Here is a 26,377-nt window from a genome sequence, read left to right on the forward strand (position 1 = left end):
GGCGGCGGTGGCGGCGGGGCAGGCGGCACGTCCAGCGCCAGCGGTGGCGATGCGAACCGCCATCACGGCAGCGGCGCAGCCACGGGTAGCGGCAGTGCCTCGGCAGGCGGTGCAGGCGGCGCTGGCGGCTCCACCACCAGCGGCTCGTCAACGGCGTCCGCTGGTGCGGGCACGGGCTCGAGCAGTGCCACCGGCACCAGCACGGGTGGCGGGGCAGGCGCTGGCGGTGCAGCTACCAACGTGGCAGGCAATGGCGGCGCAGGCGGCAGCGCGACCAACGGCAGCGCGACCAATGGCGCAGCATCGTCCACGGCGGGCAATGGCGCTGTGGGTGCAGTCGGTGCGGCCGGCGGTGCAGGCGGCGTGGGCAATGGCGGTGTCGGCAACGGTGCGGTGGGTGGCACCGGCGGTGCAGGCGGTACGGTCATGGTGGACGCAGGCACGTTCAACATGTCCAACGCCATGACCAGTGTCGGCCAGTCCGCTGCCGGGGTGATGATTGCGAACCAGAACAGCGGCTTCGCATCTCTCGTCCAGCAAAGCGTCAACGTGCAGGCCAACCTGAATGTCGGCCATTGAGCCGACATCGGGCGTGAGCGGGGAAGTGCCGCTGCGCGTGCGGTGACGTTGCGCGCATGGCGGTGGACTGGGCCGGACCGCATCCGTGGTCCGGCCCGCAGTTGGAGCGTATAGGAGACATTCGATGCGATCCGACAGAAGAACCACAGCAGGATGGGCGGCATGGTGGTTGGCATGCGGCCTGGCAGTGTGGCCAGCGGCAGCGGCGATGGCGGCGGACGATGCGTCAATCGCAGACGGTGCTCAGACAGCCAATACGGAAGCGGTGCGTCCCCCGGTCGCCGCTGCCGTGTCGGTGCCTGGGTTCGGTCATGCGGTGGGAGCAGATCGGCTCGACAGCTATCGCGGCGGCACGCAGGATCTCTACCAGACCGTCAATGACGCGCGCCTGTCGGGCACCGTGAGCGACAACGCCGCCGTGAATGTGGCGACGGGGTCGAACATCGTGCGCGACGGCTCGTTTGCCAACGCCAGCGGGATCCCCACGGTCATCCAGAACAGCGGAGCGAACGTGCTGATCCAAAACGCCACCATCGTCAACGTGCAGTTCCGGCCTTGAGCTTGTGAAGGACGGAATGATGCGCAAGACGTGCGGTGCGGTGCTGATGGCACTGATGTGCGGGCCCGCGTTGGCGGGCGCGATCGACATGCTCGGCACGGGTGGTGGCACGTATGCCGTGCCCGTGACGAGCATGAAGGCCGCGCGCTATCTGCGTACCGTGCATCAGCGTTTCGACTTCAGTTGCGGGTCGGCCGCGGTGGCGACGCTGCTTACGTATCAGTACGGCTATCCGGTAAGCGAGCAGACCGTGTTTCAGGCCATGTACGAGCATGGCAACCAGGAGAAGATCCGGCGAGAAGGGTTTTCGCTGCTCGACATCAAACGCTATCTGGCGTCTGTAGGCTTTGAGGCCGATGGTTTCGAGCAGCCGCTGGATGCATTGAAGGACGCCCACTTGCCGGCCATCGTGCTGTTGACCGAAAACGGCTATCACCACTTCGTGGTGGTCAAGGGCGTGCAGGAGGGGCGTGTGCTGGTGGGCGATCCGGCCATGGGCACGCGTGCGATCCCGCGTGCGAGTTTCGAGAGCATGTGGGACAACCATTTGCTGTTCGTCGTCCACAACCGCGAGGCGGGGGCGACGTTCAACGCCGCATCGGATTGGCGCGTGGCACCGCGTGCGCCGCTGGAGGAGGGCATGGACCGCAGTGGCCTGGGAAACATCGTTGTTCCCAAGCACGGTCCGTCCGATTTCTGAGCATCGTCTGCATGGCAGTCCGGTAGTCCGGCAGGAGGGCATCATGAAGCGGTTTGGCAAGATGGCGTGGGCCGGCTGGCTCGCGCTGGCTGCGGCCGGGCATGCGTTTGCTGCCGGCATGGATGGCATGGATAACAATCCCGTCCATGCGTGGCGCGCCGTGTCCGAAGACAAGCTCGACGACATGCGCGGCGGGTTTGATGTGCCCTCACTTGCGGGGCTGCACATCTCGTTCGGCATCGACCGGGCGGTCTACGTCAACGGCGATCTGGTGGCGAGCGCATCGGTCAACATTCCGGATGTGGCACGCATGACGGCCACCCAGGCGCAGCAATTGGCCTCGGTGGTCAACACGGTCAACCTCGTGCAGAACGGCCCCAACAATGTCGCACCGCCCGATGTGACCGCGGGCGCGGCAACGGCGGCCACGGTCATCCAGAACAGCCTGAACAACCAGACGCTGCAGGCGGTGACGACCATCAATGCGGCGGTCAACAGCCTGCCGCAATTCCGTCAGATGAATCTGGCCAACGTGCTACAAGGCGCGTTGGCCAACGTCGTCACCATGCTGCACTGAGCTAGAACTGGATCGGCAGGCGAAGCGTGACGGTCAGGTCCGGCGTGTCGCGCGTCAAGCCTGCCCCCACCGACAGGTTCAGCGACATCTTGGGCGAGAGGCGGTACGAATAGCCGACCAGCAACGTCCCCAGAATTGTCCGCACCGAGCCCGGCACGCGCTGGCCGTTCTGTGTGGTCGGCGCGATGATGCTTTGGTCGTAGCCGATGGAGAACGATGCCTTCTCGTTCAGCGCCAGCCCCATGCCGAAGTTCAGGCCGATGATGTCGCCGGCTTTCACGTTGCCCAGGAACTGTTTCGAACCGTCCACCAGGTTCAGGCTCACATCCTTGCGCTCGAAGTTGTGCAGGTAGCTGATGCTGCCGAAGAACACGGCCGGGTCCGTTGGGAACAGCCACGTCAGCCCCGGCTGAACGGCGAAGAAGCCCGAGCCCGTGGGCTGCTGCAGAGGCAGGCCGGTGCCCGTGGTATTGCTCACGCAGCGCGTCACGCAATCGGTGGTGACGTCAAACGGATCCTTGCCGGTGCGCGTCTTGAAGCGCAGCCAGCCGATATAGAACGGCTTGTCGACGCCGCCCGCATTGATCTGGTAGCGCGCGGTCAGTTCCACATCGCCGATGCCGCGCCCGTGCGAGCTGAAGGCGTTGTCTGTCGCCGTGCCGGTGAACAGTTCGCGGCTGACGGTGTCGCTGGCGCTGTAGACATAGGGCACGCGCGCTTCCAGTTCCCAGCGCCGCGCCAGGCCGTAACGCAACGCAACCGTGCCGGTGAGCGTGGTCGTCTTGACCTGCCGTACGTCGATCAGCCCGATCAGCAGCGCGGGGATGATGGTGTAGCCCACCAGCGCCACGCGGTCGGACGACGAATACGCCATCTGCAATGACGGCTCGACAACGACCTTGCCCGGCGGTGTGAGCGCGCTGGGCTCATCGAAGATCTGCGCGATGCGGGGTGGCCGGTCTGGTGGCTCCGGCGGTTTGCCGACGGGCGTGGTGCCGGGCTGGTCGTTCTGCGCAATTTCCGATACGTCGCCTGCCGCGCCAGGAGCACCGGCACCGCGCACGGTGTCGAGTTTGCCCTCGCTCATGCCGAGCGCGCGCCGCATGCGTCGCAGGTGCGTTTCCTGTTGCTGGATCGAGCGCTTGAGTTCCTGCAGGCGCGCCTGCGTATCGGCAAGCTCGCGCTGCAGCGCTTCCAGGCTGGGTGGCTTGTCGTCCACCGGCTCGTTGGTCTGCGCGAGAACCGGCCCGCCGCAGAGCAGCAGGCATGCGCACGTAACCGCTTGGGTTGACCCACGTTGCGGCTTCCATGGCGTTTTTATCATGGCAATGTCCCCCGTCGAGAGTGTCCTTACCGCTGGCTGCGGACGGACGCTTCACGATTCCCCCGGGTGGCGTACTGCGGATACCACTATAGGCGAGCGCGCGTGAAACGACAGGGCGGAGCCGTCCACAAAATGGACGAGGCCGAAATGCCCGTTTGGTGGATCGCTCAGGCAAGAAAAAAGGCGCCCGAAGGCGCCGTGCGTGGCTTGTGCAGTGTCAGCGCTTACTGACGCGCGTTTCTCAGGTTATCCGGCCAGGGCGTGTTGTAGTTTGTGCGAAACGGGTTGATGTCCAGCCCGCCGCGCCGCGTGTAGCGCGCATACACGGCCAGCTTGACGGGCCGGCACTGGCGCAGGATGTCGGTAAAGATTCGCTCCACGCATTGCTCGTGAAACTCGTTGTGCTCGCGGAACGAGATCAGATACTTCAGCAGCCCTTCCTGATTGATCGGCGCACCCACGTAGCGGATTTGCACGCTGCCCCAGTCCGGCTGGCCCGTTACAAGGCAATTGGACTTCAGCAGGTGCGACACCAGCGTTTCTTCCACCGGGCTTTCTTCCTCATCGGCATGCAGCAGCTCGGGCGTGGGCTGGTAGGCGTCGGTTTCGATGTCCAGGCGATCGAGCAGCAGGCCATCGAGTTCGCCCATTTTCTGCCGGGAAAATTCCTCCGGGGGGACGATACGCACCTGCACTGGCGCGCCGCAGGCTTCCGACAGATCGTGGTGGATCAACTGCTGCAGCGCTTCGTGCGACGCCACCTTCGTCTGGTTGAACGAATTCAGATACAGCTTGAACGACTTCGATTCAACGATGTTGGGCGAATCCGCCGGCACGATCACGGTGCCGAGCGCCACCTGCGGCTTGCCGCGCAGGTTCAGCCACGACAGTTCGTACAGGTTCCAGAGGTCGACGCCGAAGAAGGGCAGGGGCGTGCCGGCGGCGAGGCCGATCTCGTCGCGCTTGCCCTGGCGCGGAATCGGAAACAGCAGGCTCGGGTCGTACTCCGTCTTGTACGCGGAGGTCTTACCCAGCGGTGAATGTTCGGGTTGGTTGCTCATCACAAAAACAGGCTGTAGACGGGGTTCTCGCTTTCGTCCCAATAGGTATAGCCCAGCGTGGCGAGGAACGCCTTGAACTCGCGCTTCTCGTTCTTCGGTACCTGGATGCCGACGAGGATGTTGCTCGAATCTGCGCCCTGATTGCGGTAGTGGAACAGGCTGATGTTCCAGTTTGGGCTCATGCTCGAGAGGAACTTCATCAGCGCGCCGGGCCGCTCGGGAAACTCGAAACGATAGAGATGCTCGTTCTCCGCCAGCGGCGAACGCCCGCCCACCATGTAGCGGATGTGCTGCTTGGCGAGTTCGTCGTTGGACAGGTCCAGCGTCGGGAAACCGTGCTTGCGGAAGTTCTCGGCAATCTTGTCGCCCTCGGCGCGCGATGCAATTTGCACACCCACGAAGATATGCGCCGCGTCCTTGCTGGCAATGCGGTAGTTGAACTCCGTCACGTTGCGCGACCAGCCGACTAGCTCGCAGAAGCGCTTGAAGCTGCCGCGCTCTTCCGGAATCGTCACGGCAAACACGGCTTCACGCGCCTCGCCCACTTCGGCGCGCTCGGCCACGAAGCGCAGGCGGTCGAAGTTCATGTTCGCGCCGCTGGCCACGGCCACCAGCGATTCGTTCTTCAGCTTGTGCGTCTCGGCATACTGCTTGAGGCCAGCCAGCGCCAGCGCGCCCGACGGCTCCAGCAGGCTGCGGGTGTCCTGGAACACGTCTTTCAGCGCCGCGCAGATGGCATCCGTATCCACGGTGATGATTTCGTCGACCAGCTCGCGCGTGATGCGGAAGGTTTCCTTGCCCACCAGCTTCACCGCGGTGCCGTCGGCAAACAGGCCCACTTCCTTCAGTTCGACGCGCTTGCCAGCGGCTACCGAACGCGCCATCGCGTCGGAATCCACGCTCTGCACGCCGATGACCTTGACGTCCGGCCGCACGGCCTTCACGTAGGCCGCAACGCCCGAGATCAGCCCGCCGCCGCCGATCGAGCAGAAGATGGCATGCAGGGGCTGCGGATGCTGGCGCAGGATTTCCATGGCGATGGTGCCCTGGCCGGCAATCACCTCAGGGTCATCGAACGGGTGCACGAAGGTGTAGCCGTGCTTTTCCTGCAGCTTGGCGGCGTGGTCGTACGCGTCGGAATAGCTCTCGCCGTGCAGCACGACTTCGACCCATTCGCCGCCGCGGGAGCGCACGCCGTCGATCTTCAGCTGCGGCGTCGTCACCGGCATGCAGATCACGGCCTTGCACTCCATCCGGGCCGCGCTGAAGGCCACGCCCTGCGCGTGGTTGCCCGCCGATGCCGTAATCACCCCGCGCTTGCGCTCGGCCGCCGTGAGCGAGGCCATCTTGTTGTAGGCGCCGCGCAGCTTGAACGAGAACACCGGCTGGTCATCCTCGCGCTTGAGGTAGACACGGTTGCCGGTGCGCGCCGACAGGTTGGGCGCGAACTTCAGCTCGGTTTCCACCGCGACGTCATAGACCTTCGCAGTCAGGATTTTCTTGAGGTAATCGATGGCCATGGTGCGGACCGGGTTGGACGTGAACAGAGCCCGTAAGCCTATCACGCGGCGCCTGGGCCGCCTTGCCGGACCCGCGTGCCGGTCGGTACACTGCCCCGGCCGTGCCCGGGCGGGCGCAGCGCATCATCGGCGAGAGGCCTCCATGAACACCCCGTCGTCTTCCTCCGAGCGTGCCGGACGCGCGCGTCGGGGCCGAAAAGTCTGGTCCGGCACGCAGCACGTCATTGCCTACGGCATGCCGCCGCTGGGCTGGCGTGACCTTTATCACCACGCGCTTGAGGTCAACTGGCCGACCTTCTTCGCGCTGCTGGCGACGCTGTTCCTGGCGCTCAATGCGGTATTCGCGGGGCTGTATTCGTTGGGCGACGGCGCGATCGCGAACCAGTCGCCGCCGGGCTTCGTGGGGGCATTCTTTTTCAGCGTCGAGACCCTGGCCACCGTCGGTTACGGCGACATGCACCCGCAAACGCTCTATGCCCACGTCATCGCCACGCTGGAGATCTTCATCGGCATGTCGGGCATTGCCATGGCGACGGGGCTGGTATTTGCGCGGTTCTCGCGCCCGCGCGCCAAGATCATGTTTGCGCGCAATGTTGTCGTGCGGCCGCTCAACGGCAGATCCACGCTGATGCTGCGGGCGGCCAATGCGCGCCAGAACGTCATCGCAGAGGCCACCGCCCGGCTGCGCCTGATGCAGGACGAGGTCTCGCCCGAGGGCTACTCGATCTACAAGATCCACGACCTGAAGCTTGAGCGCAGCGAGCATCCGATCTTCCTGCTGGGCTGGGTGATGATGCACGTGATCGACGAAACCAGCCCGCTGCATGGCGCCACCGCAGAATCGCTCGCCGCCGGTGACGCCTTGCTGCTGCTCACGATCGAGGGCGCCGACGAGACCGCGGCGCAAACCGTGCAGGCGCGCTATTCCTGGCGGCACGACGAGATCCGCTGGAACCACCGCTATGCCGACCTCATACGTGACGAGGGCGGCGTCACGTCGGTCGACTACGACAACTTCCACTTGATCCATCCGATCGAGACGCCGCCGCAGGCACAATGACCGGCTTGTCCGATTCCAACGCGCAACCCCCGTGGCCCTGAACCTCGTCTGGCTCGCCTTCTTTCTCGTTGCCTTCGTTACCGCATGCGTGCAGGTGGTGCAGGGCGACATGGAAGTCTTTTCCCGCATGCTGACCGGCATGTTCGATGCCGCGCGCACCGGCTTCGAAATCGCGATCGGCCTGACCGGCATGATGGCGCTGTGGCTGGGCATCATGCGCGTGGGCGAGCGCGCCGGCGTGGTCGATCTGTTCGCGCGGCTCGTGAACCCGCTGATGCGGCACCTGTTTCCTTCGGTGCCCGCCGGCCACCCCGCCAACGGCGCGATGATGATGAACGTCTCGGCCAACGTGCTCGGCCTGGACAACGCCGCCACGCCGCTCGGCCTGCAGGCCATGCGGGAGCTGCAGCAGATCAACCCGCAGCCGCAGCGCGCCAGCGATGCGCAGTTGATGTTCGTCGTGCTCAACACGGCTGGCGTGACGCTGGTGCCGACGTCCGTCATCGCCATCCGCCAAGCTATGGCAGTCAAGCAGGGCCTGGTCGGTTTCAACGCGGCAGACATCTTCCTGCCGACCTTGCTGTCCACGTTCATCGGCTTCTGCGCGGGCATTGCGGCGGTGGCGTGGTATCAGCGCATCAATCTGTTCAAGCCTACGCTGCTGGCGTATTTCGGGGGCTTCGTCGCGCTGATGGGGCTGCTGTTTGCGTGGCTGCGCCAGTTTCCGCCACAGCAGATGGCCGCCTGGATCGGCCTGATCGGCGCGGGCGCCATCCTCACCATCGTCGTGGCGTTCCTGGTGTGTGGGGCAATTCGCCGCATCAACGTGTACGAGACCTTTGTCGATGGCGCCAAGGACGGCTTCCAGGTGGCGATCGGCATCGTCCCGTATCTGGTTGCGGTGCTCGTGGGCATCGCCGTGTTTCGCGCGGCGGGGTGCATGGATTTCCTGATGCAGGGGCTTTCCGCGCTGTTTGCGCACCTGGGCGTCGACACGCGTTTTGTGCCCGCGCTGCCCGTGGGGCTGATGAAGACGCTGTCCGGTGCCGGCGCGCGCGGCCTGATGGTCGACGTGATGACGACTTACGGCGTGGATTCCTTCCAGGGCAAGCTGGCCGCCATCATCCAGGGCTCGACCGAGACCACGTTTTACGTGCTGGCTGTGTACTTCGGCAGCGTTGGTATCAAGGACACGCGCTACGCACTGGTCTGCGGGCTGTGGGCCGACCTGATCGGGCTGATCGGCGCCGTGCTGGTCGCCTACCTGTTCTTCGCCTGAGCGGCTAGGGCGGCCCCCAAGCGACGCCGCGACCGCCCGCCCTCTACAATCGACCGCATGGAACAGTGGATCGACACGCTTTTTGCCACGCTCGCCCTGCCCAAGGTCGGGCTGCCTGCCATCTTCGTCGTCAGTTTCATCTCGGCGACCCTCCTGCCGCTGGGCTCAGAGCCGGCGGTTTTTGCTTACATCAAGCTCAACCCGGACATGTTCTGGCCGGCCATCGTCGTGGCCACACTCGGCAACACACTGGGCGGCGTGGTCGATTGGTGGATGGGCTATGCGGCCAAGCTGGCGCTGGTGCGCTACCACCTTGCGCGCCGCCGCCGTCAGCACAACACCGAGCACGCCCAGCATGTGCCGCATCCCAAGCGCCACCGCGAGCCCCCGCTCGACAAAAAATACTTCCGCTGGATGCGCCGCATCGGGCCGGCATCCCTGCTGGTGTCTTGGCTGCCCGGCATTGGCGACCCGCTCTGCACGCTGGCCGGCTGGCTGCGCCTGAAGTTCTGGCCCAGCGCCATGTACATGGCCATCGGCAAATTTCTACGCTATCTGGCCATGACTGCGGCCCTGATGACCCTGCCGGACGGCTTCTGGCACGGCATCCTCGGCTGGATCAAAGCTGTGATGATGTGACCTTTGCGTGGCGCATGCGGCACTTTAGCGGCCGTAAACTTTTCGCAAGCCATTGAAAACGCGACGGTTTTGTCGCCCATATCACTGGCAGGGATACCGTTGCTGCGACGCATCAACGACGCGCGTTGCAGTACAATCGCCCTTTAAAGACCGCGCGGCTTGGGCCCTCTTTGCCGCGCCCTCCCTCCCCAGCGGCACGCCATGAATGCCCCACTTCTGATCGACGCCAAACTCACGGCGCAGGACGCTGCGCCCCGGCTGCGCGAGATTCCCTACAACTACACCTCGTTCTCGGATCGGGAAATCGTCATCCGTTTGCTGGGAGAGTCTGCGTGGCAGATCCTGGACGAACTGCGCGCCGAACGCCGCACCGGCCGATCGGCACGCATGCTGTACGAAGTGTTGGGCGACGTCTGGGTGGTGCGCCGCAACCCCTATCTGCAGGACGACCTGCTCGATAACCCGAAGCGCCGGCAGATGCTGATCGACGCGCTCAATCACCGCCTGGCGGAGATCGAGAAGCGCCGCGTGGCCGACCACGATTCGCACCACGATCCGGTGGGCGACGAGCGTGCCAGCAAGGTCGAGCAACTGGTCGTGCATGCCCGCCGTGCCGTTAAGGCGTTCCAGGAAGAATTCGCCCAGGTGTACGACCTGCGCCGTCGCGCCCAGAAGGTGCTCGGCCGCGTCACCGCGAAGGACAACATCAAGTTCGACGGCCTGTCGCGCGTGTCGCACGTGACCGACGCCACCGACTGGCGCGTCGAATATCCGTTCGTTGTGCTCACGCCCGATACGGAAGAAGAGATCGCCGGGATCGTCAAGGGCTGCTTCGAACTGGGTCTGACCATCATCCCGCGCGGAGGCGGCACTGGCTACACCGGCGGCGCCGTGCCGCTCACGCCGTTCTCGGCCGTCATCAATACGGAAAAGCTGGAGCGTCTGGACGCGGTCGAGATGACCGACCTGCCTGGCGTTGACCATCCCGTGGCGACCATCTACTCGGGCGCCGGCGTGGTGACGCGTCGCGTGGCGGATGCGGCGGAGAAGGCCGGCCTCGTCTTCGCCGTGGACCCGACCTCGATCGACGCGTCGTGCATTGGCGGCAACGTCGCCATGAACGCCGGCGGCAAGAAGGCTGTGCTGTGGGGCACCGCGCTGGATAACCTCGCCTGGTGGCGCATGGTTGATCCGGACGGCAACTGGCTGGAAGTCCAGCGCCTCAATCACAACCTCGGCAAGATTCACGACGCGCCGGTCGTCACGTTCGAGCTGAAGTGGTTCGACGGCAACGCGCCGGTCGGAGCCAAGCTGCTGCGCACCGAGACGCTGACCATCGAAGGCCGCAAGTTCCGCAAGGAAGGGCTGGGCAAGGACGTCACCGACAAGTTCCTGGCCGGCTTGCCCGGCGTGCAGAAGGAAGGCTGCGACGGCATCATCACAAGCGCGCGCTGGATTCTGCACCGCATGCCCAAGTCGATCCGCACCGTGTGCCTGGAGTTCTTCGGCCAGGCGCGCGACGCGATCCCGAGCATCGTCGAGATCAAGGATTACCTCGACGCCGAGACCAAGAAGCCCGGCGGCGCGATCCTCGCGGGTCTGGAGCACCTGGACGAGCGCTATCTGCGCGCGGTCGGCTACGCCACCAAGAGCAAGCGCAACGCGTTTCCGAAGATGGTGCTGATCGGCGACATCGTTGGCGACGACGATGATGCCGTGGCGCGCGCCACGTCGGAGGTGATCCGCCTGGCCAACGGCAAGAGCGGCGAAGGTTTCGTGGCCGTGAGCCCCGAGGCACGCAAGAAATTCTGGCTGGACCGCTCGCGCACGGCAGCGATTGCGAAGCACACCAACGCCTTCAAGATCAACGAAGACGTGGTGATCCCGCTCAATCGCATGGGCGAGTACACCGACGGCATCGAGCGCATCAACATCGAGTTGTCGATCAAGAGCAAGCTCAAGCTGACCGACGCGCTGCTCGATTTCTTCGCCGGCAGCAACCTGCCGCTCGGCCGCACCGACGACGCCAACGAGATCCCCAGCGCCGAACTGCTGGAAGACCGCGTGCAACAGGCGCAGCAACTGCTGCGTGCCACGCGTGCACGTTGGCAATACCTGCTGGACCATCTCGACACGCCCGTTACGGCTGCGCGCGCCAGCCTCATTGGCCTCGGCCTGGGCTATCTGGCGCAGACCATCGACGACCGTCTGGTGAATCAGCCCGAGGCGAACCTGTTCCACCTGCTGCAGGATCGTACGATCCGCGTGTCGTGGAAGGCGGAGATTCGCGCCGAGCTTCGCAAGATCTTCAACGGCGGCGAGTTCAAGCCGATCCTCGACGAGGCCCAGGCGATCCACAAGAAGGTGCTGCGCGGCCGCGTGTTCGTGGCGCTGCACATGCACGCCGGCGACGGCAACGTGCACACCAACATCCCCGTCAACTCGGATGACTACGACATGCTGCAGGACGCCCACAAGGCGGTGGCCCGCATCATGACGCTTGCGCGTTCGCTGGACGGTGTGATTTCGGGCGAGCACGGCATCGGCATCACCAAGTTGGAATTCCTGACCGACGAAGAGATCGCCGACTTTGCTGCCTACAAGCGCCGCGTCGACCCGAACGGCCGCTTCAACAAGGGCAAGCTGCTGCGCGACATCAACGACCCGCAAGGTCTGGCTGCTGATCTGCGCAACGCCTATACGCCGTCGTTCGGCCTGATGGGGCACGAGTCGATCATCATGCAGCAGAGCGACATCGGCGCCATCTCGGAGTCGATCAAGGACTGCCTGCGCTGCGGCAAATGCAAGCCGGTGTGCGCCACGCACGTGCCGCGCGCCAACCTGCTCTACAGCCCGCGCAACAAGATTCTTGCCACCTCGCTGCTCATCGAGGCTTTCCTGTACGAAGAGCAGACGCGCCGCGGCGTGTCGGTCAAGCACTGGGAAGAGTTTGCCGACGTGGGCGACCACTGCACGGTGTGCCACAAGTGCGTGACGCCGTGCCCGGTCAAGATCGACTTCGGCGATGTGTCGATGAACATGCGCAACCTGCTGCGCAAGATGGGGCAGAAGAAATTCAACCCCGGCACCGCAGCGGCGATGTTCTACCTGAACGCGACCAACCCCGAGACGATCAACCTCACGCGCAAGGTGATGTTCGACTGGGGCTACAAGGCGCAGCGTCTGGGCAACGATATCCTGAAGAAGTTCGCCAAGAAGCAGACCGCTCGTCCGCCTGCCACGGTGGGCAAGCCGCCGGTGCGCGAGCAGGTGATTCACTTCATCAACAAGAAGATGCCGGGCAACCTGCCCAAGAAGACCGCGCGCGCGTTGCTGGACATCGAGGACAACGAGATCGTCCCGATCATCCGCAACCCGAAGGCGACCACGCCGGACAGCGAGGCGGTCTTCTACTTCCCGGGTTGCGGTTCGGAGCGCCTGTTCTCGCAGGTGGGCCTGGCCACGCAGGCAATGCTGTGGCACGCCGGCGTGCAAACGGTGCTGCCGCCGGGCTACCTGTGCTGCGGTTATCCGCAGCGCGGCACCGGCCAGTTCGACAAGGCCGAGAAGATCGTCACCGACAACCGCGTGCTGTTCCACCGCGTGGCCAATACGCTCAACTACCTCGACATCAAGACGGTGGTGGTGAGCTGCGGTACCTGCTACGACCAGCTTGCCGGATATGAATTCGACAAGATCTTCCCGGGCTGCCGGATCATCGACATTCACGAATACCTGCTGGAGAAGGGCGTGAAGATCGACGGCGTGCAGGGCACGCGGTACATGTACCACGATCCCTGCCACACCCCGATCAAGACCATGGACCCGACCAAGCTGGTCAACCAGCTGATGGGCGGCAATATCGGCGCTGACGGCCAGACCCACGCGATCGAGAAGAATGATCGCTGCTGCGGTGAGTCGGGCACGCTGGCGATCTCGCGACCGGACATCTCCACGCAGGTCCGTTTCCGCAAGGAAGAGGAGATGCAGAAGGGCGCCGACAAGCTGCGCAGCCTTGGCCAGACCAACGGCCAGGGCGAGGCGTTCAACGGCGACGTGAAGATCCTCACGAGCTGCCCGGCGTGTCTGCAGGGCCTGTCGCGCTACACCGAAGATGTCTCGGTGCAGGCCGACTACATCGTGGTCGAGATGGCGCGTCATGTGCTCGGCGAGACCTGGCTGCAGGACTACGTTGCGCAGGCCAACGCCGGCGGCATCGAGCGCGTGCTGGTGTGACAACGATCGAGCGGACGCCAGGCTGCGCGCTGTGCGAGGCGGATGGCGGCGAGCCTGTCTGGCGTAATGCCAAGGCGCGCGTGGTGCTGGTCGAGCACGCGCGTTTTCCGGGCTTCTGCCGTGTCATCTGGAACGACCACGTGGCCGAGCAGACCGACTTGTCTGACGCCGATCGCCACTGGCTGATGGAAGTTGTCACCCGTGTTGAGCGTGTGCTGCGCGCCGAACTGGCCCCGGACAAGATCAACCTCGCCAGCTTCGGCAATTTCGTGCCGCATCTGCATTGGCACGTCATCCCGCGCTATCGGTGGGATACACATTTTCCAGAAGCCGTGTGGGGCCCCGAGCAGCGCCCGCCCGATACCGCGCGCATGGCCGAGATCACGGCTAAGTTGCCGGCGTTGTCGTACGCGCTCCAAGCGGCGCTCGCCGACGCTTGAGCCCCGTGGGCGATAGCGTCGGGTGACGCCTGGTAACGCATCGCCACGTCGTGCGCGGAACCCCTATGGCGCGCAGGACGTCTGACTCTCTTTCTGTTGCGCCAACGCCCTCGCCATGACGACACCGCGCACCGCCGCCACGCCCGATTCCCACAAGGATTCCATCTCCGAATTGACCGTCCACCATGGGCGGCTGAATCTCTCGGAGACTTGGCAACTGATTCGTCCGTACTGGTTTTCGGATGATCGCCACAAGGCCTGGGGGCTTCTTGCCCTGGTGATCGGCCTGAACCTGTTCCTCGTGTTCATGAACGTGCTGTTCACCGATTGGAACCGGCTTTTCTACAATGCGCTCGAGCAGAAGAACTACGGCGAGTTCTGGGCGCAATTGCTGCGTTTCTCATGGATTGCCGCGCTGCTGATCATTGGCTCGATCATGCGGCTGTACTACTCGATGATGTTGCAGATGCGCTGGCGGACGTGGATTACCGGCAGCTTCCTCGACGACTGGCTCGGCAAGCAGGCGTTCTACCGCCTGGAACAGACGCGCAGCGCCGACAACCCCGACCAGCGGATTGCCGACGACCTGCGCACCTTCACCGATGCAACGCTCACCTTGGCGCTGGGGTTCCTGAATTCGGCTGTGACGCTGGTGTCGTTCTTCGGCATCCTGTGGGCGGTGTCTGGGCCGCTGGCGTTCAGCCTGGGCGGCCACGACTTCGTGATTCCCGGCTACATGGTGTGGTTTGCGCTGCTGTACTCGATCGTGGGCTCGGTCATCATCCACTTTGTGGGGCGGCCGCTGATCGGATTGTCGTTCCAGCAGGAACGTTACGAGGCGTACTTCCGTTTCCTGCTCATGCGCGTGCGCGAAAACAGCGAGAGCATCGCACTGTACCGCGGCGAGCCGACCGAGAAAGCCATCCTGCGCGGCCGTTTCGAACGCATCCGCACCAATTGGAATCAGTTGATGGACTACACGCGGCGCCTGACTTTCGCCAGTTCCGGCTATGCGCAGTTCGCCATCATCTTTCCGTTTCTGGTGTCGGCGCCGCGCTACTTTGGCGGAACGCTCACGCTGGGCGGGATGATGCAGGTCGCTACGGCCTTCGGACAAGTGCAGGACGCGATGTCGTGGTTTGTCACGAACTACCGCACGCTGGTCACCTGGAAGGCTTCCACCAACCGGTTGATCGAATTCCAGCGCGCCATCCGCGCCGCCGAGCGCGAAGAAGAGCACCGCGCCGGCGTGCGCGATGTCGAGGTCGAGATCGCAGCCGTACCTGCTATCGAAGCCCGCGCCCTTGCGCTGAACCTCCCAAACCGCAAGCCCGAAGATTTGCTGGTCGAGCCATTCGACATGACGCTCGCACGCGGTGAGCGCGTGCTCGTCAACGGCCCGTCGGGCTGCGGCAAAAGCACGCTGGTGCGCGCCGTGGCCGGCATCTGGCCGTATGGCAGCGGCCGCATCGAGGTGCCCGACGATGCCCGCGTGCTGTTCCTGCCGCAGCGCAGCTATCTGCCGTCTGGCACCCTGGCCGATGCGCTTTCGTATCCGGATCTGGCCACCCAGTACACCGCTGAGCGCCTGACCCAGGTGCTGAACGCGTGCCGGTTGCCGGCACTGACCGACCTGTTGGATGAGGTGAGCAACTGGAGCCTGCGCCTGTCCCCCGGTGAGCAGCAGCGCCTGGCTTTTGCGCGGGCGTTGCTGCAGCGCCCCGATTACCTCTTCCTCGACGAGGCCACCAGCGCACTCGACGAAGATACCGAGGCGTTCATGTACAGCCTGATGCTCGAATCGATGCCTGATATGACCATCGTCAGCGTGGCACACCGCAGCACCGTGGCACGATTCCACCATCGCCGCTTGCGTTACATCCCCGAGGGCGATCCGTTGACTGCGGTAAGCTATCGGGTGGTGGAAGAGCCTGCGCACATGGCGCTGGCAGCTTCCTGAAACACAGTTTTTTTTGACTCGACGAGACGCTTTCCATGGCCGGACTTTCCGCCGACACCCCGCACCCGACCGGCATCACCGTGCATACGCAATCACGCGTGCTGGAGATCGCCTTTGCCGATGGCAAGCAGTTCAGCCTGCCGTTCGAATACTTGCGCGTGCTGTCGCCGTCGGCCGAAGTGCAGGGGCATGGCCCTGGTCAGGAAGTTCTGCAGACGGGCAAGCGCGATGTGGGCATCGTCGGCGTCGAGCCGGTTGGCAATTACGCGATCCGGCCGCTATTCTCCGACGGCCACAATTCCGGCATCTTCGATTGGGCCTACCTGTACCGCCTCGGCATTGAGCATGACGCGCTGTGGCAGGCATATCTCGATCGCCTGGCCGCAGCCGGCCTCAACCGTGACGCCCCGATGGCAGAGAACGCTGGCCACGCCTGCGGCCACAGCCACTGATTCCCGATTCACATCGCAGCGCCTGCGCGCTGCATCCGTATCCCTTTCTGTCATGAGCCAAACCCACTTCGGATTCCAGCAGGTCGATGAGCAGGAGAAGGCCGGCAAGGTTGCCGGCGTGTTCCATTCCGTCGCTAGCAAGTACGACGTGATGAACGACCTGATGTCCGGTGGCCTGCATCGCGTGTGGAAGATGTTCACTATCGCCCAGGCAGCGGTGCGCCCGGGCTATAAGGTGCTCGATATTGCCGGCGGCACGGGTGATCTTGCCAAGGCCTTTGCGCGCCAGGCCGGCCCCACCGGGGAGGTGTGGCTGACGGACATCAACGAGTCGATGCTGCGCGTCGGCCGTGACCGCCTGCTCGATGCCGGTGTGCTCACCCCAACCGCGCTGTGCGACGCCGAGCACATTCCCTTTCCGAATGCTTACTTCGATGTGGTGACAGTGGCATTCGGCTTGCGCAACATGACGCACAAGGATCGCGCGCTCGCAGAAATGCGCCGCGTAGTGAAGCCAGGGGGCAAGGTCATGGTGCTGGAGTTCTCCAAGGTGTGGCAGCCGTTGGAGAAGGCCTACGACGTGTACTCGTTCAAGGTGCTGCCGTGGCTGGGTAGCAAAGTGGCGGGCGACCCAGAGAGCTACCGCTACCTGGCCGAGTCCATCCGCATGCACCCGGATCAGGAAACGCTCAAGCAGATGATGGAACAGGCCGGGTTGGACTCGGTCGAATACTTCAATCTGACAGCGGGTGTCGTGGCTCTGCACGTTGGCCGTCGCCTCTAAGTGTGTCCATCGTTCCACCAGATGGGCGATGTAGCGCGCTGCGGCGATATGCCACGATCCTTCACATTGAATTTCCGCATTGACGTCTTCATCTAATGGCGTCACTGCCATTGGAGAGAAGACAGCGATGAGTTTGCATTGGGGTGGAAAATTGATGGCGGGCGCGCTGGTCGCGTCGCTCGCACTGGGCACGGCAATTGACGCCAACGCCAAGCGCATGGGTGGCAGCCGCAGCATCGGCAAGCAATCGTCTACCGTGACGCAACGCCAACAGACGCCGCCGGCCACAACGCCGTCGCCGACACAGCAGGCCGCACCGGCTGCGCAACCCTCGCCAGCTGCGCCGACTCCGGCCGCGCCGGCGGCAAAGCCTGGACGTAACTGGGGCGGCATGCTGGGTGGCCTGGCAGCCGGTCTGGGTATCGGTTATCTGCTGTCGAAGTTCGGTCTGGGCGCGGGCCTCGCCTCGCTGCTGTCGAACCTGATCCTGATCGCGCTCGTCGCCTTCGTGGTGATGTGGATCATCCGTAAGGTGCGCGGCAGCCGTCCGCAAGGTCCGGCCTATGCCACGGGTGGCCCGTCGCTGGGCGGCGACCGTGAGCCGTACGTGCCGCAACCTGCCGCACCGGCCGCCGCATCGCTGAACACCGGCAACACGTCGGGCCTGGGCGCTGGCGCGGCAACCGCTGCACAGTCGTGGAACCTGGGTGGTCCGGCGGCTTCCGGCGCGCAGGCCATCAACGCGCAGCCTGCTGCGGCCGCACCGCAGCAGCCGTGGGGCGTGCCAGCGGATTTCGACACGCAAGCTTTCCTGCGCAACGCCAAGGTCTACTTCATCCGCCTGCAGGCTGCTTGGGATGCCGGCAATCTCAACGACATCCGCGAGTTCACCACGCCGGAGATGTTTGCCGAGATCAAAATGGATCTGGCTGACCGCGGCACGTCGCCCAACAAGACCGACGTGGTTTCGGTCGAAGCCGAAATGCTGGGCATCGAAACGCAAGCCGCCGAGTACCTCGCGAGCGTGCGCTTCTCGGGCATGATCCGCGAAGAAGCCAACGCGCCCGCACAGCCGTTTGCCGAGGTATGGAACTTGACCAAGCCGACGCAGGGTGCGGGTGGCTGGGTGTTGGCGGGTATCCAACAGCTGCAGTGATGCTGTAACAACTTGAAGCGCCGCAAAACGGCCGTTTCAACATTCCCCGTAAAATAGGGCCCGACCGTTTGGTTCGGGCCCTTTTTTGTCGCCCGCCGCCAGCCCGCTTCTTGCTGTTTTCTTGCTGTTTTTGCGCACCATCACCGCATGTCCTCGACAGCCACTTCGTCTCCGTTTCCGCTTGTGCTGATGCAGCCGCTGCTGCTCGCGCTCAACCATCTGCTACGCCAGGAGCCCTGGGCGCAGGAGACACTGCGGCCGTTCGCGGGCCGCGTCGCACGCTTTGATCTGGCGCCCATGTCGATGTCGTTGCAGGTGGACGCAGCCGGCTTGGTGACGGGCCCCCAGCCTGACGTTGAACCAGCCGTGACTGTTGTCGTGCCGCTCGCGGCTGCAGCAGGCGACTACGCCACGGGCGGGCAGGCCGCCGTGCTTAAGCATGTGCGCATCGAAGGCGAGGCCGAATTCGCCAACGTGCTGTCCACGCTGCTGCGCAATCTGCGCTGGGATGCGGCGGAAGATCTGTCGCGCGTGTTTGGTGATGTGATCGCGCAGCGTATGGTCAGCGGCGCGCAGGCCGCCCGCACCGAGGCCACGCGCGTCAGTCGTTCGCTGGCGGAATCGGTGGCGTCGTACCTGACCGATGAGCAACCGACGCTCGTGCGCCATGCGCGCCTCGCGCAGTTCGCCGCCGATGTGGCGGCACTGCGTGATGCCGAAGCGCGTCTGGCCAAGCGGCTGGAGCGGCTCGAAAAATCCCCACGACCGGCCATCCGGACCATCCGTCAGGGTGAATCGGCATGACGCGCTTATTCCGGCTGGGCAAGATCGTTTTCGTCATCCTGTATTACGGGCTGGATCAGCTCGCGTTGTCGGGCTTCAAGAGCCGCCGCATTCGCGCGCTGGTCTGGCTGCTGACGCTGGGCCGCAAACCCAAGCTCCCGCGCGGTGAGCGCCTGCGACTGGCGCTGGAGCAGCTCGGCCCCATCTTCGTGAAGTTCGGGCAGGTGCTATCAACACGGCGCGATCTGCTGCCCCCCGACGTGGCTGACGAACTGGCCAAGCTGCAGGATCGCGTACCGCCGTTTGACCCGAAGGTGGCGGCGGCCATCGTGGAGAAATCGCTCGGCAAGCCGCTGTCTGCGCTGTTCCATCGTTTCGATCATCATCCGGTGGCGAGCGCGTCGATCGCGCAGGTGCATTTCGCCACGTTGCGCGGCGGCCCGGACGACGGCCGCGAGGTGGCGGTCAAGGTGCTGCGCCCGGGCATGCTGCCCGTGATCGACAGCGACCTCGCGCTCATGCGGGACCTCGCTACCTGGATGGAAAAGCTGTGGGCCGATGCTAAGCGCCTGAAGCCGCGCGAGGTGGTCGCCGAGTTTGACAAGTACCTGCACGACGAGCTTGATCTGATGCGCGAGGCGGCCAACGCCAGCCAGTTGCGCCGCAATTTTGCCAAGTCCGACCTGCTGCTGGTGCCCGAGGTTTTCTGGGATTGGTGCACGTCTGAGGTGTTCGTGATGGAGCGCATGCACGGCATGCGGATCTCGCACACCGAAGAGCTGCGCGCCGCCGGCGTCGACATGCACAAGCTCGCGCGCGACGGCGTGGAGATTTTCTTCACACAGGTCTTCCGCGACGGGTTTTTCCATGCCGACATGCACCCCGGCAACATCCTTGTGAGCGTGGCACCCGAGACGCTGGGCCGCTATATCGCGCTGGATTTCGGCATCGTCGGGGCGCTGTCGGAGTTCGACAAGAACTACCTCGCGCAGAACTTCCTGGCGTTCTTCCAGCGCGACTACCACCGCGTGGCGGTGCTGCACATCGAGTCCGGCTGGGCGCCGGAAGCGACGCGCGTGGAAGAGCTGGAAGGCGCCATCCGCGCATGCTGCGAGCCGTATTTCGATCGGCCGCTGGGTGAAATTTCGCTGGGTCTGGTGCTGATGCGGCTGTTCCAGACTTCGCGCCGCTTCAACGTGGAAGTGCAGCCGCAGCTCGTCCTACTGCAGAAGACCCTGCTTAACGTCGAGGGCCTTGGCCGCCAGCTCGATCCGGATCTGGACCTGTGGAAGACGGCCAAGCCATTCCTCGAACGCTGGATGCACGAGCAGATCGGCTGGCGCGGTTTTGTCGAGCGCCTGAAGGTCGAGGCGCCGCAGTGGGCCAACAAGCTGCCCGACTTCCCGCGCCTGGTGTACCAGATTCTGGATCGCCGCTCCCGGGAGGACGGCAATGCGCAGACCGCGGCGCTGACCGCACTGCTTGCCGAGCAAAAGCGCACGAACCGGCTGTTGTCTGCCGCGCTGTTGTTCGTCGGTGGTTTCGCGGTCGGCATCGTCGCCACGCATGTGCTGGCCTGGATGGCCCGCTACTGATCTGTCCTCACCTTCTGAGTGCCATGGCCCAACCGCCCGTCTTCCAATCCCGTGATGCCGCCGATCCCGCCTTCTGGGACGAGCGGTTCAGCCGCGAGCACACGCCCTGGGATGCCGCCGGTGTGCCCGCGGCGTTCCGGCAATTCTGTGAAGCGCAGCCTGCGCCGCTTTCCACGCTGATTCCCGGTTGCGGCAACGCCTATGAGGCCGGCTGGCTGGCGGACCGCGGTTGGCCGGTTACGGCCATCGACTTTGCGCCAAGTGCCGTGGCATCGGCCAAGACCCTGCTGGGCCCGCATGCCGGCGTGGTGGAGTTGGCGGATTTCTTCCGCTTTTCGCCGCCGCGTCCGGTGCAATGGATCTACGAACGCGCTTTCCTGTGCGCCATGCCGCGTCGTCTGTGGCCCGATTACGCTGCGCAGGTGGCAAAACTGCTGCCGCCAGGCGGCTTGCTGGCCGGCTTCTTTGCCGTGGTGGAAGGCCGGGAGGCAGCGCCCAAGGGGCCGCCGTTCGAGACCACGCAACCCGAGCTGGATGGGCTGCTATCGCCCGCGTTCGAGCGCATCAGCGATATGCCCATTGCCGAAGCCGATTCCATTCCGGTGTTCGCCGGGCGCGAGCGCTGGCAAGTCTGGCGCCGCCGCGCCGATTGATGCGTTTCCCCGGCCAGTGTTGGTGCGAAGCAACATGGGCCGCGGTCACAAAAAGCCTGCCGACGCCGGTTGCGGGCGGGCGCCTGGAAATCTGGCAAACGGGGCGACGTTCGTGGTCGCGCCGATGCCCCGGCGCCCGGTCCCATCGCTATAATCCGGCCACTTTGCCCGCGCCCAGGGGCCCAAAACCTGGCCGCCATGGGGTTTTTCAGCTTCTTTCTGCGCTGCCATGCTGATCTGGTTTGTCATTGTTTACTGGGTGATTTCGGTCGGGATCGGCCTGTGGGCGGCACTGCGGGTGCGCAGTACCGCCGATTTCGCCGTGGCTGGCCGCAGCCTGCCGTTCTATGTCGTGACCGCCACGGTGTTCGCCACCTGGTTCGGCTCCGAGGCGGTGCTCGGGATTCCCGCAGAATTTCTCAAGGACGGCTTGCACGGTGTGGTGGCCGATCCGTTCGGCTCGTCGCTGTGCCTGATCTTGGTGGGTCTGTTCTTCGCCAAGCCGCTGTACCGGATGAACCTGCTCACCATTGGTGACTTCTATCGCAACCGTTTTGGCCGCGCAGCCGAAACGCTGACCACCCTGTGCATCGTCGTGTCGTACCTGGGCTGGGTGGCGGCGCAGATCAAGGCGCTGGGCCTGGTGTTCTACACCGTGTCTGACGGCGCGGTTTCGCAAGACCTCGGGATGATGATCGGCGCGGGCAGCGTGCTCGTCTACACGCTGTTCGGCGGCATGTGGTCGGTGGCGGTGACGGACTTCATCCAGATGATCATCATCGTGATCGGCATGCTGTACATCGGCTGGGAGGTGTCGGGCCAGGCCGGTGGCGTGGGGACGGTGGTGGCGCACGCGGCGGCTTCGGGCAAGTTCTCGTTCTGGCCGGCGTTCAACCCGATCGAGGTCATCGGCTTTGTGACAGCGTGGATCACCATGATGCTCGGCTCGATCCCGCAGCAGGACGTGTTCCAGCGGGTAACGTCATCGCGCACCGAGCGCATCGCCGGTACGGCATCGGTGCTGGGCGGCGTGCTGTACTTCATGTTTGCGTTCGTGCCGATGTTCCTGGCGTATTCCGCCACGCTTATCGACCCGGAGATGGTCGCGAAGTACATCGATACCGATTCGCAGATGATCTTGCCGAACCTGGTGCTCCAGCATGCGCCGATCTTCGCTCAAGTGATGTTCTTCGGCGCACTGCTGTCGGCCATCAAGAGCTGCGCGAGCGCGACGCTGCTGGCGCCGTCCGTGACGTTTGCCGAAAACGTGCTGCGCCCGCTGTTGCCGAACATGGACGACAAGCGCTTCCTGCGCGTGATGCAGGCGGTGGTGCTGACGTTCACGGTGCTGGTGACGCTGTTCGCGCTGAACTCGCACCTGTCGATCTTCCACATGGTCGAAAGTGCCTACAAGGTAACGCTGGTGGCCGCGTTCGTGCCGTTGGCCTTCGGTCTGTTCTGGAAGCGCGCAACGAAGCAGGGTGGTCTGCTGGCCATCATCCTGGGCCTCGCGGCATGGATCTGGTGCGAAGTGTTCCTGCCCGATGCGATGCTTCCGCCACAATTGGTTGGCCTCCTGGCCAGCTTCGGCGCGATGGTCTTGGGCTCGCTTGGGCCGCAGTGGATCGCGAACCGCGCGCCGACCACCAAGGCGGCCACGCAAGCCTGAGCGTCTCGCTGCAGGCGTGCGCGGTGTGCCACTTTGTCGCACATCGCCATCGCCCGTGCCGAATCTGCGGTCGGGAATTCCCCCAAAAGGGTTTATAATTCAAGGCTTTGCGCGCCAGCACTTGTATGGCGCGCAGCTGCCCCGATCTTGCGTGAGCCCGTGTGCATTATTTCCCGCACCGTGTTTGCGGGAAGCGCGGGCAATCCAACCGCTTTCTTGTCATTTGTTTGTTTCAGGGTGAGGACACCATGCCGATCTATGCTTATCGATGCGACGCCTGCGGCCACGCCAAAGATGTGCTGCAGAAGATGAGCGACGCTCCGCTGACGGATTGCCCCGCATGCGGCGCGCCGGCGTTCAAGAAGCAGCTCACCGCTGCCGGCTTCCAGCTCAAGGGTTCGGGCTGGTACGTGACGGACTTCCGCGGTGGCTCGGGCGGTGCATCGGCTGCGGCTCCGGCAACCGGTTCGGCGGCCAAGACGGACGCTGCTGCGCCTGCGGCAGCTGCCGCCTCGTCGGACAGCGCGTCGTCCAGTGCCAGCACGCCGGCTGCGTCTGGTGGTTGCGGCACGTCGTGCGCTTGCCACTGATCGCATCGCTTACCTTTCGGTCCATCGCCCCATGAAACAGAAAACCAGCGCACTCAAGACATGGTTCCTAACCGGTCTTCTGGTGCTTGTCCCGCTTGCGATCACGCTGTGGGTGCTGTCGCTCATCATCGGCACGATGGACCAGAGCCTGGCGCTGCTGCCGTCGGCATGGCAGCCAGATCAGCTGTTTGGCCGGCGCATTCCCGGCGTGGGTGCGATTCTCACGCTGGCGTTCATCCTGATCGTGGGCGTGCTGGCGCACAACTTCATCGGCCAGAAGCTGGTGCTGTGGTGGGAGGCGCTCGTGGGCCGCATTCCTGTGGTCGGCCCGATCTATTCGAGCGTGAAGCAGGTGTCGGACACACTGCTGTCGTCCAACGGCAATGCATTCCGCAAGGCACTGCTGGTGCAATACCCGCGCGAAGGCTCATGGACGATCGCCTTCCTGACCGGCCGCCCCGGCGGTGATGTCGAGAACCATCTGCAGGGCGAGTACGTCAGCGTGTACGTGCCGACCACGCCCAACCCGACGTCGGGCTTCTTCCTGATGATGCCCAAGGCCGACACCATCGAGCTGGACATGACGGTGGATGCGGCACTCAAGTACATCGTGTCGATGGGGGTCGTGGCGCCCGAAGCGCTGCCGCGCCGCATGGACCCGCCCGATGCCTCGCCACAGACGGAGGACCGGTCGCCGGCTCAAGGGCCGCGCGACCCTTCGAATCCGACCGCGCTGCCTGCAGAGGGCGGCGCCATCGCGGCACCCTGAGCCGGCGATACGAACGAAGTCGAATCGACCCCGGCCCCCCCCAATCAACTTTCATGCGCGACGTTTTCTTGGCGGCGCGCTTCGCGGAAAACCACAACATGCAAATGCGTACTCAATACTGCGGTCAGGTCACCGAACAACTGCTCGGCCAGAGCGTCACGCTGTCGGGCTGGGCCCATCGTCGTCGTGACCACGGTGGCGTGATCTTCATCGACCTGCGCGACCGTGAAGGCTTGGTGCAGGTCGTGTGCGACCCGGACCGCCCGGAGATGTTCAAAGTGGCCGAAGGTGTTCGCAACGAGTTCTGCCTGCAGGTGAAGGGCGTCGTGCGTGCCCGCCCGGAAGGCACCACCAACGCCAACCTGACCAGCGGCAAGGTCGAAGTGCTGTGCCACGATCTGACGGTGCTCAACGCCTCCGTCACGCCGCCGTTCCAGCTGGACGACGACAACCTCTCGGAAACCACGCGCCTGACGCACCGCGTGCTGGACCTGCGCCGCCCGCAGATGCAGTACAACCTGCGCCTGCGCTACAAGGTTGCGATGGAAGTGCGCAAGTATCTGGACGACAAGGGCTTCATCGACATCGAAACGCCGATGCTGACCAAGAGCACGCCGGAAGGCGCGCGCGACTACCTGGTGCCGTCGCGCGTGAACGCCGGCCAGTTCTTCGCGCTGCCGCAATCGCCGCAGCTCTTCAAGCAGATGCTGATGGTGTCGGGCTTTGACCGCTACTACCAGATCACCAAGTGTTTCCGCGACGAAGACCTGCGTGCTGACCGCCAGCCCGAATTCACCCAGATCGACTGCGAAACGTCGTTCCTGAGCGAGCAGGAAATCCGCGACCTGTTTGAAGAGATGATCCGCACGGTGTTCAAGAACACCATGTCGGTGGAGCTGGATGCCAAGTTCCCGGTGATGGAGTTCCGCGAAGCGATGGCCCGCTTCGGTTCCGACAAGCCGGACCTGCGCGTCAAGCTGGAATTTACCGAGCTGACCGACGCCATGAAGGACGTGGACTTCAAGGTGTTCTCGAGCCCGGCCAACGCTGAAGGCGGCCGCGTTGTGGCGCTGCGCGTGCCGGGTGGTGCTTCCCTGTCGCGTGGCGATATCGACGCATACACCAAGTTCGTCGAAATCTACGGCGCCAAGGGCCTGGCCTGGATCAAGGTCAACGAAGTGGCCAAGGGCCGTGACGGCCTGCAATCGCCGATCGTGAAGAACCTGCACGACGCGGCCATCGCCGAGATCCTCAAGCGTAGCGGCGCACAAGATGGCGACATCCTGTTCTTCGGTGCCGACCGCGCGAAGGTCGTCAACGACGCGATGGGTGCGCTGCGCCTGAAGGTTGGCCATTCGGACTTTGCCAAGAGCAACGGGCTGTTCGAAGATGCCTGGAAGCCGCTGTGGGTGATCGACTTCCCGATGTTCGAGTACGACGAGGAAGACGCGCGCTGGGTGGCCATGCACCACCCGTTCACGAGCCCGAAGGACGAACACCTGGAATACCTGGAAACCGATCCGGGCAAGTGCATCGCCAAGGCTTACGACATGGTGCTCAACGGCTGGGAAATCGGCGGCGGCTCGGTGCGGATCTACCGCGAAGAAGTGCAGAGCAAGGTGTTCCGCGCGCTGAAGATCAACGATGAGGAAGCGCGTGCCAAGTTCGGCTTCCTGCTCGACGCACTGCAGTACGGTGCGCCTCCGCACGGCGGTATCGCGTTCGGTCTGGACCGCGTTGTCACGATGATGGCCGGTGCGGATTCGATCCGCGACGTGATCGCCTTCCCGAAGACGCAGCGTGCGCAGGATCTGCTCACCCAGGCACCAAGCCCGGTCGACGAAAAGCAATTGCGCGAACTGCACATCCGCCTGCGCGCCGCCGAGGCCAAGGTGGCTGCACCGACGGCTGCAACGACTGCCTAAGCGCCCGCGCTGACGCTTCACAAAGACCGCGCCGCCTGACAAGGGCGGCGCGGTTTGTTTTTGGGCG

General features: G+C 64.3%; 22 protein-coding genes and 1 pseudogene. 20 read left to right on the forward strand and 3 right to left on the reverse strand.

Going from position 1 to position 26,377, the window contains the following annotated elements; genetic code table 11:
* From ACCD03_RS14835 to ACCD03_RS14850, 4 genes and pseudogenes are all read left to right on the forward strand, one after another.
* A pseudogene (locus tag ACCD03_RS14835) lies at positions 1-579 on the forward strand (hypothetical protein); the annotation flags it as partial.
* A 124-nt stretch (positions 580-703) separates the two neighbouring features.
* Positions 704-1,138, forward strand: coding sequence for a hypothetical protein (locus ACCD03_RS14840; protein WP_045203795.1), 435 nt, complete (start codon positions 704-706; stop codon positions 1,136-1,138).
* 16 nt (positions 1,139-1,154) lie between these two features.
* The gene (locus ACCD03_RS14845) at positions 1,155-1,838 is read left to right on the forward strand and encodes a C39 family peptidase (RefSeq protein ID WP_325649728.1); all 684 of its coding nucleotides are present in this window, start codon (positions 1,155-1,157) and stop codon (positions 1,836-1,838) included.
* Between the two features lie 43 nt (positions 1,839-1,881).
* Complete coding sequence (locus ACCD03_RS14850; protein WP_253536260.1) at positions 1,882-2,415, forward strand: hypothetical protein; 534 nt, start codon at positions 1,882-1,884, stop codon at positions 2,413-2,415.
* Between the two features lies 1 nt (position 2,416).
* Here ACCD03_RS14850 and ACCD03_RS14855 read toward each other — a convergent pair whose 3' ends face one another.
* The 3 genes from ACCD03_RS14855 to ilvA form a co-directional block, all read right to left on the reverse strand.
* The gene (locus tag ACCD03_RS14855; RefSeq protein ID WP_413412157.1) at positions 2,417-3,739 is read right to left on the reverse strand and encodes a transporter; all 1,323 of its coding nucleotides are present in this window, start codon (positions 3,737-3,739) and stop codon (positions 2,417-2,419) included.
* Positions 3,740-3,963: 224 nt separating this feature from the next.
* The gene (gene queF, locus ACCD03_RS14860; protein WP_413412158.1) at positions 3,964-4,800 is read right to left on the reverse strand and encodes an NADPH-dependent 7-cyano-7-deazaguanine reductase QueF; all 837 of its coding nucleotides are present in this window, start codon (positions 4,798-4,800) and stop codon (positions 3,964-3,966) included.
* Positions 4,800-6,320, reverse strand: coding sequence for a threonine ammonia-lyase, biosynthetic (gene ilvA / locus ACCD03_RS14865; protein ID WP_325649722.1), 1,521 nt, complete (start codon positions 6,318-6,320; stop codon positions 4,800-4,802). The genes queF and ilvA overlap by 1 nt, the downstream gene beginning before the upstream one ends.
* A gap of 142 nt (positions 6,321-6,462) precedes the next feature.
* On the opposite strand from ilvA, the gene ACCD03_RS14870 reads away from it, so the two are divergent.
* The 16 genes from ACCD03_RS14870 (at position 6,463) to aspS (ending at position 26,310) form a co-directional block, all read left to right on the forward strand.
* Positions 6,463-7,380: an ion channel gene (locus tag ACCD03_RS14870; RefSeq protein WP_325649720.1), complete on the forward strand. Its 918-nt coding sequence runs from the start codon at positions 6,463-6,465 to the stop codon at positions 7,378-7,380.
* Between the two features lie 31 nt (positions 7,381-7,411).
* On the forward strand, positions 7,412-8,659 hold the full coding sequence (locus ACCD03_RS14875; RefSeq protein WP_325649718.1) for a nucleoside recognition domain-containing protein: 1,248 nt from the start codon (positions 7,412-7,414) through the stop codon (positions 8,657-8,659).
* A gap of 57 nt (positions 8,660-8,716) precedes the next feature.
* Positions 8,717-9,298 carry a YqaA family protein gene (locus tag ACCD03_RS14880; RefSeq protein ID WP_316676988.1) on the forward strand — a complete coding sequence of 194 codons (582 nt, stop codon included), beginning with the start codon at positions 8,717-8,719 and terminating at the stop codon, positions 9,296-9,298.
* A gap of 201 nt (positions 9,299-9,499) precedes the next feature.
* Positions 9,500-13,534 carry a DUF3683 domain-containing protein gene (locus tag ACCD03_RS14885; RefSeq protein WP_413412159.1) on the forward strand — a complete coding sequence of 1,345 codons (4,035 nt, stop codon included), beginning with the start codon at positions 9,500-9,502 and terminating at the stop codon, positions 13,532-13,534.
* Positions 13,531-13,974, forward strand: a complete 444-nt coding sequence (locus tag ACCD03_RS14890) for an HIT family protein (RefSeq protein ID WP_413412160.1) — start codon at positions 13,531-13,533, stop codon at positions 13,972-13,974. Before ACCD03_RS14885 ends, ACCD03_RS14890 begins: the two co-directional genes overlap by 4 nt.
* Before the next feature lie 115 nt (positions 13,975-14,089).
* Positions 14,090-15,934 (forward strand): ABC transporter ATP-binding protein/permease, encoded by a 1,845-nt coding sequence (locus tag ACCD03_RS14895; RefSeq protein ID WP_413412161.1) that lies wholly within the window; start codon positions 14,090-14,092, stop codon positions 15,932-15,934.
* A gap of 35 nt (positions 15,935-15,969) precedes the next feature.
* Positions 15,970-16,386, forward strand: coding sequence for a gamma-butyrobetaine hydroxylase-like domain-containing protein (locus tag ACCD03_RS14900; RefSeq protein WP_413412162.1), 417 nt, complete (start codon positions 15,970-15,972; stop codon positions 16,384-16,386).
* A gap of 52 nt (positions 16,387-16,438) precedes the next feature.
* Positions 16,439-17,170, forward strand: coding sequence for a bifunctional demethylmenaquinone methyltransferase/2-methoxy-6-polyprenyl-1,4-benzoquinol methylase UbiE (gene ubiE, locus ACCD03_RS14905; RefSeq protein WP_004633265.1), 732 nt, complete (start codon positions 16,439-16,441; stop codon positions 17,168-17,170).
* 127 nt (positions 17,171-17,297) lie between these two features.
* A complete protein-coding gene (locus tag ACCD03_RS14910; RefSeq protein ID WP_325649709.1) occupies positions 17,298-18,326 on the forward strand; it encodes a Tim44-like domain-containing protein in 1,029 nt (342 codons plus the stop codon).
* 147 nt (positions 18,327-18,473) lie between these two features.
* Complete coding sequence (locus ACCD03_RS14915) at positions 18,474-19,130, forward strand: SCP2 domain-containing protein (RefSeq protein WP_325649707.1); 657 nt, start codon at positions 18,474-18,476, stop codon at positions 19,128-19,130.
* Positions 19,127-20,704: a ubiquinone biosynthesis regulatory protein kinase UbiB gene (gene ubiB, locus ACCD03_RS14920; RefSeq protein WP_253536283.1), complete on the forward strand. Its 1,578-nt coding sequence runs from the start codon at positions 19,127-19,129 to the stop codon at positions 20,702-20,704. The genes ACCD03_RS14915 and ubiB overlap by 4 nt, the downstream gene beginning before the upstream one ends.
* Before the next feature lie 23 nt (positions 20,705-20,727).
* Positions 20,728-21,357 (forward strand): methyltransferase domain-containing protein, encoded by a 630-nt coding sequence (locus tag ACCD03_RS14925; protein ID WP_045203780.1) that lies wholly within the window; start codon positions 20,728-20,730, stop codon positions 21,355-21,357.
* A gap of 229 nt (positions 21,358-21,586) precedes the next feature.
* Positions 21,587-23,026 carry a sodium:solute symporter family protein gene (locus ACCD03_RS14930; RefSeq protein WP_252691768.1) on the forward strand — a complete coding sequence of 480 codons (1,440 nt, stop codon included), beginning with the start codon at positions 21,587-21,589 and terminating at the stop codon, positions 23,024-23,026.
* A gap of 248 nt (positions 23,027-23,274) precedes the next feature.
* Positions 23,275-23,616: an FmdB family zinc ribbon protein gene (locus ACCD03_RS14935; protein WP_325649702.1), complete on the forward strand. Its 342-nt coding sequence runs from the start codon at positions 23,275-23,277 to the stop codon at positions 23,614-23,616.
* 31 nt (positions 23,617-23,647) lie between these two features.
* Positions 23,648-24,385 carry a DUF502 domain-containing protein gene (locus ACCD03_RS14940; protein ID WP_037027596.1) on the forward strand — a complete coding sequence of 246 codons (738 nt, stop codon included), beginning with the start codon at positions 23,648-23,650 and terminating at the stop codon, positions 24,383-24,385.
* A gap of 53 nt (positions 24,386-24,438) precedes the next feature.
* On the forward strand, positions 24,439-26,310 hold the full coding sequence (gene aspS / locus ACCD03_RS14945) for an aspartate--tRNA ligase (RefSeq protein ID WP_325649700.1): 1,872 nt from the start codon (positions 24,439-24,441) through the stop codon (positions 26,308-26,310).
* Positions 26,311-26,377 lie beyond the last annotated feature (67 nt).

This window comes from Ralstonia sp. Ralssp135 (genome assembly GCF_047304345.1).
Taxonomy (GTDB): Bacteria; Pseudomonadota; Gammaproteobacteria; order Burkholderiales; family Burkholderiaceae; genus Ralstonia; species Ralstonia chuxiongensis.

What these genes read in the sequence shown, in the direction of transcription:
- ACCD03_RS14840 (WP_045203795.1), top strand. Translation starts at nt 704, where the DNA reads ATGCGATCCGACAGAAGAACCACAGCAGGATGGGCGGCATGGTGGTTG.
- ACCD03_RS14845 (WP_325649728.1), top strand. Translation starts at nt 1,155, where the DNA reads ATGATGCGCAAGACGTGCGGTGCGGTGCTGATGGCACTGATGTGCGGG.
- ACCD03_RS14850 (WP_253536260.1), top strand. Translation starts at nt 1,882, where the DNA reads ATGAAGCGGTTTGGCAAGATGGCGTGGGCCGGCTGGCTCGCGCTGGCT.
- ACCD03_RS14855 (WP_413412157.1), bottom strand. Translation starts at nt 3,739, where the DNA reads ATGATAAAAACGCCATGGAAGCCGCAACGTGGGTCAACCCAAGCGGTT.
- queF (WP_413412158.1), bottom strand. Translation starts at nt 4,800, where the DNA reads ATGAGCAACCAACCCGAACATTCACCGCTGGGTAAGACCTCCGCGTAC.
- ilvA (WP_325649722.1), bottom strand. Translation starts at nt 6,320, where the DNA reads ATGGCCATCGATTACCTCAAGAAAATCCTGACTGCGAAGGTCTATGAC.
- ACCD03_RS14870 (WP_325649720.1), top strand. Translation starts at nt 6,463, where the DNA reads ATGAACACCCCGTCGTCTTCCTCCGAGCGTGCCGGACGCGCGCGTCGG.
- ACCD03_RS14880 (WP_316676988.1), top strand. Translation starts at nt 8,717, where the DNA reads ATGGAACAGTGGATCGACACGCTTTTTGCCACGCTCGCCCTGCCCAAG.
- ACCD03_RS14885 (WP_413412159.1), top strand. Translation starts at nt 9,500, where the DNA reads ATGAATGCCCCACTTCTGATCGACGCCAAACTCACGGCGCAGGACGCT.
- ACCD03_RS14895 (WP_413412161.1), top strand. Translation starts at nt 14,090, where the DNA reads ATGACGACACCGCGCACCGCCGCCACGCCCGATTCCCACAAGGATTCC.
- ACCD03_RS14900 (WP_413412162.1), top strand. Translation starts at nt 15,970, where the DNA reads ATGGCCGGACTTTCCGCCGACACCCCGCACCCGACCGGCATCACCGTG.
- ubiE (WP_004633265.1), top strand. Translation starts at nt 16,439, where the DNA reads ATGAGCCAAACCCACTTCGGATTCCAGCAGGTCGATGAGCAGGAGAAG.
- ACCD03_RS14910 (WP_325649709.1), top strand. Translation starts at nt 17,298, where the DNA reads ATGAGTTTGCATTGGGGTGGAAAATTGATGGCGGGCGCGCTGGTCGCG.
- ACCD03_RS14915 (WP_325649707.1), top strand. Translation starts at nt 18,474, where the DNA reads ATGTCCTCGACAGCCACTTCGTCTCCGTTTCCGCTTGTGCTGATGCAG.
- ubiB (WP_253536283.1), top strand. Translation starts at nt 19,127, where the DNA reads ATGACGCGCTTATTCCGGCTGGGCAAGATCGTTTTCGTCATCCTGTAT.
- ACCD03_RS14925 (WP_045203780.1), top strand. Translation starts at nt 20,728, where the DNA reads ATGGCCCAACCGCCCGTCTTCCAATCCCGTGATGCCGCCGATCCCGCC.
- ACCD03_RS14930 (WP_252691768.1), top strand. Translation starts at nt 21,587, where the DNA reads ATGCTGATCTGGTTTGTCATTGTTTACTGGGTGATTTCGGTCGGGATC.
- ACCD03_RS14935 (WP_325649702.1), top strand. Translation starts at nt 23,275, where the DNA reads ATGCCGATCTATGCTTATCGATGCGACGCCTGCGGCCACGCCAAAGAT.
- ACCD03_RS14940 (WP_037027596.1), top strand. Translation starts at nt 23,648, where the DNA reads ATGAAACAGAAAACCAGCGCACTCAAGACATGGTTCCTAACCGGTCTT.
- aspS (WP_325649700.1), top strand. Translation starts at nt 24,439, where the DNA reads ATGCGCGACGTTTTCTTGGCGGCGCGCTTCGCGGAAAACCACAACATG.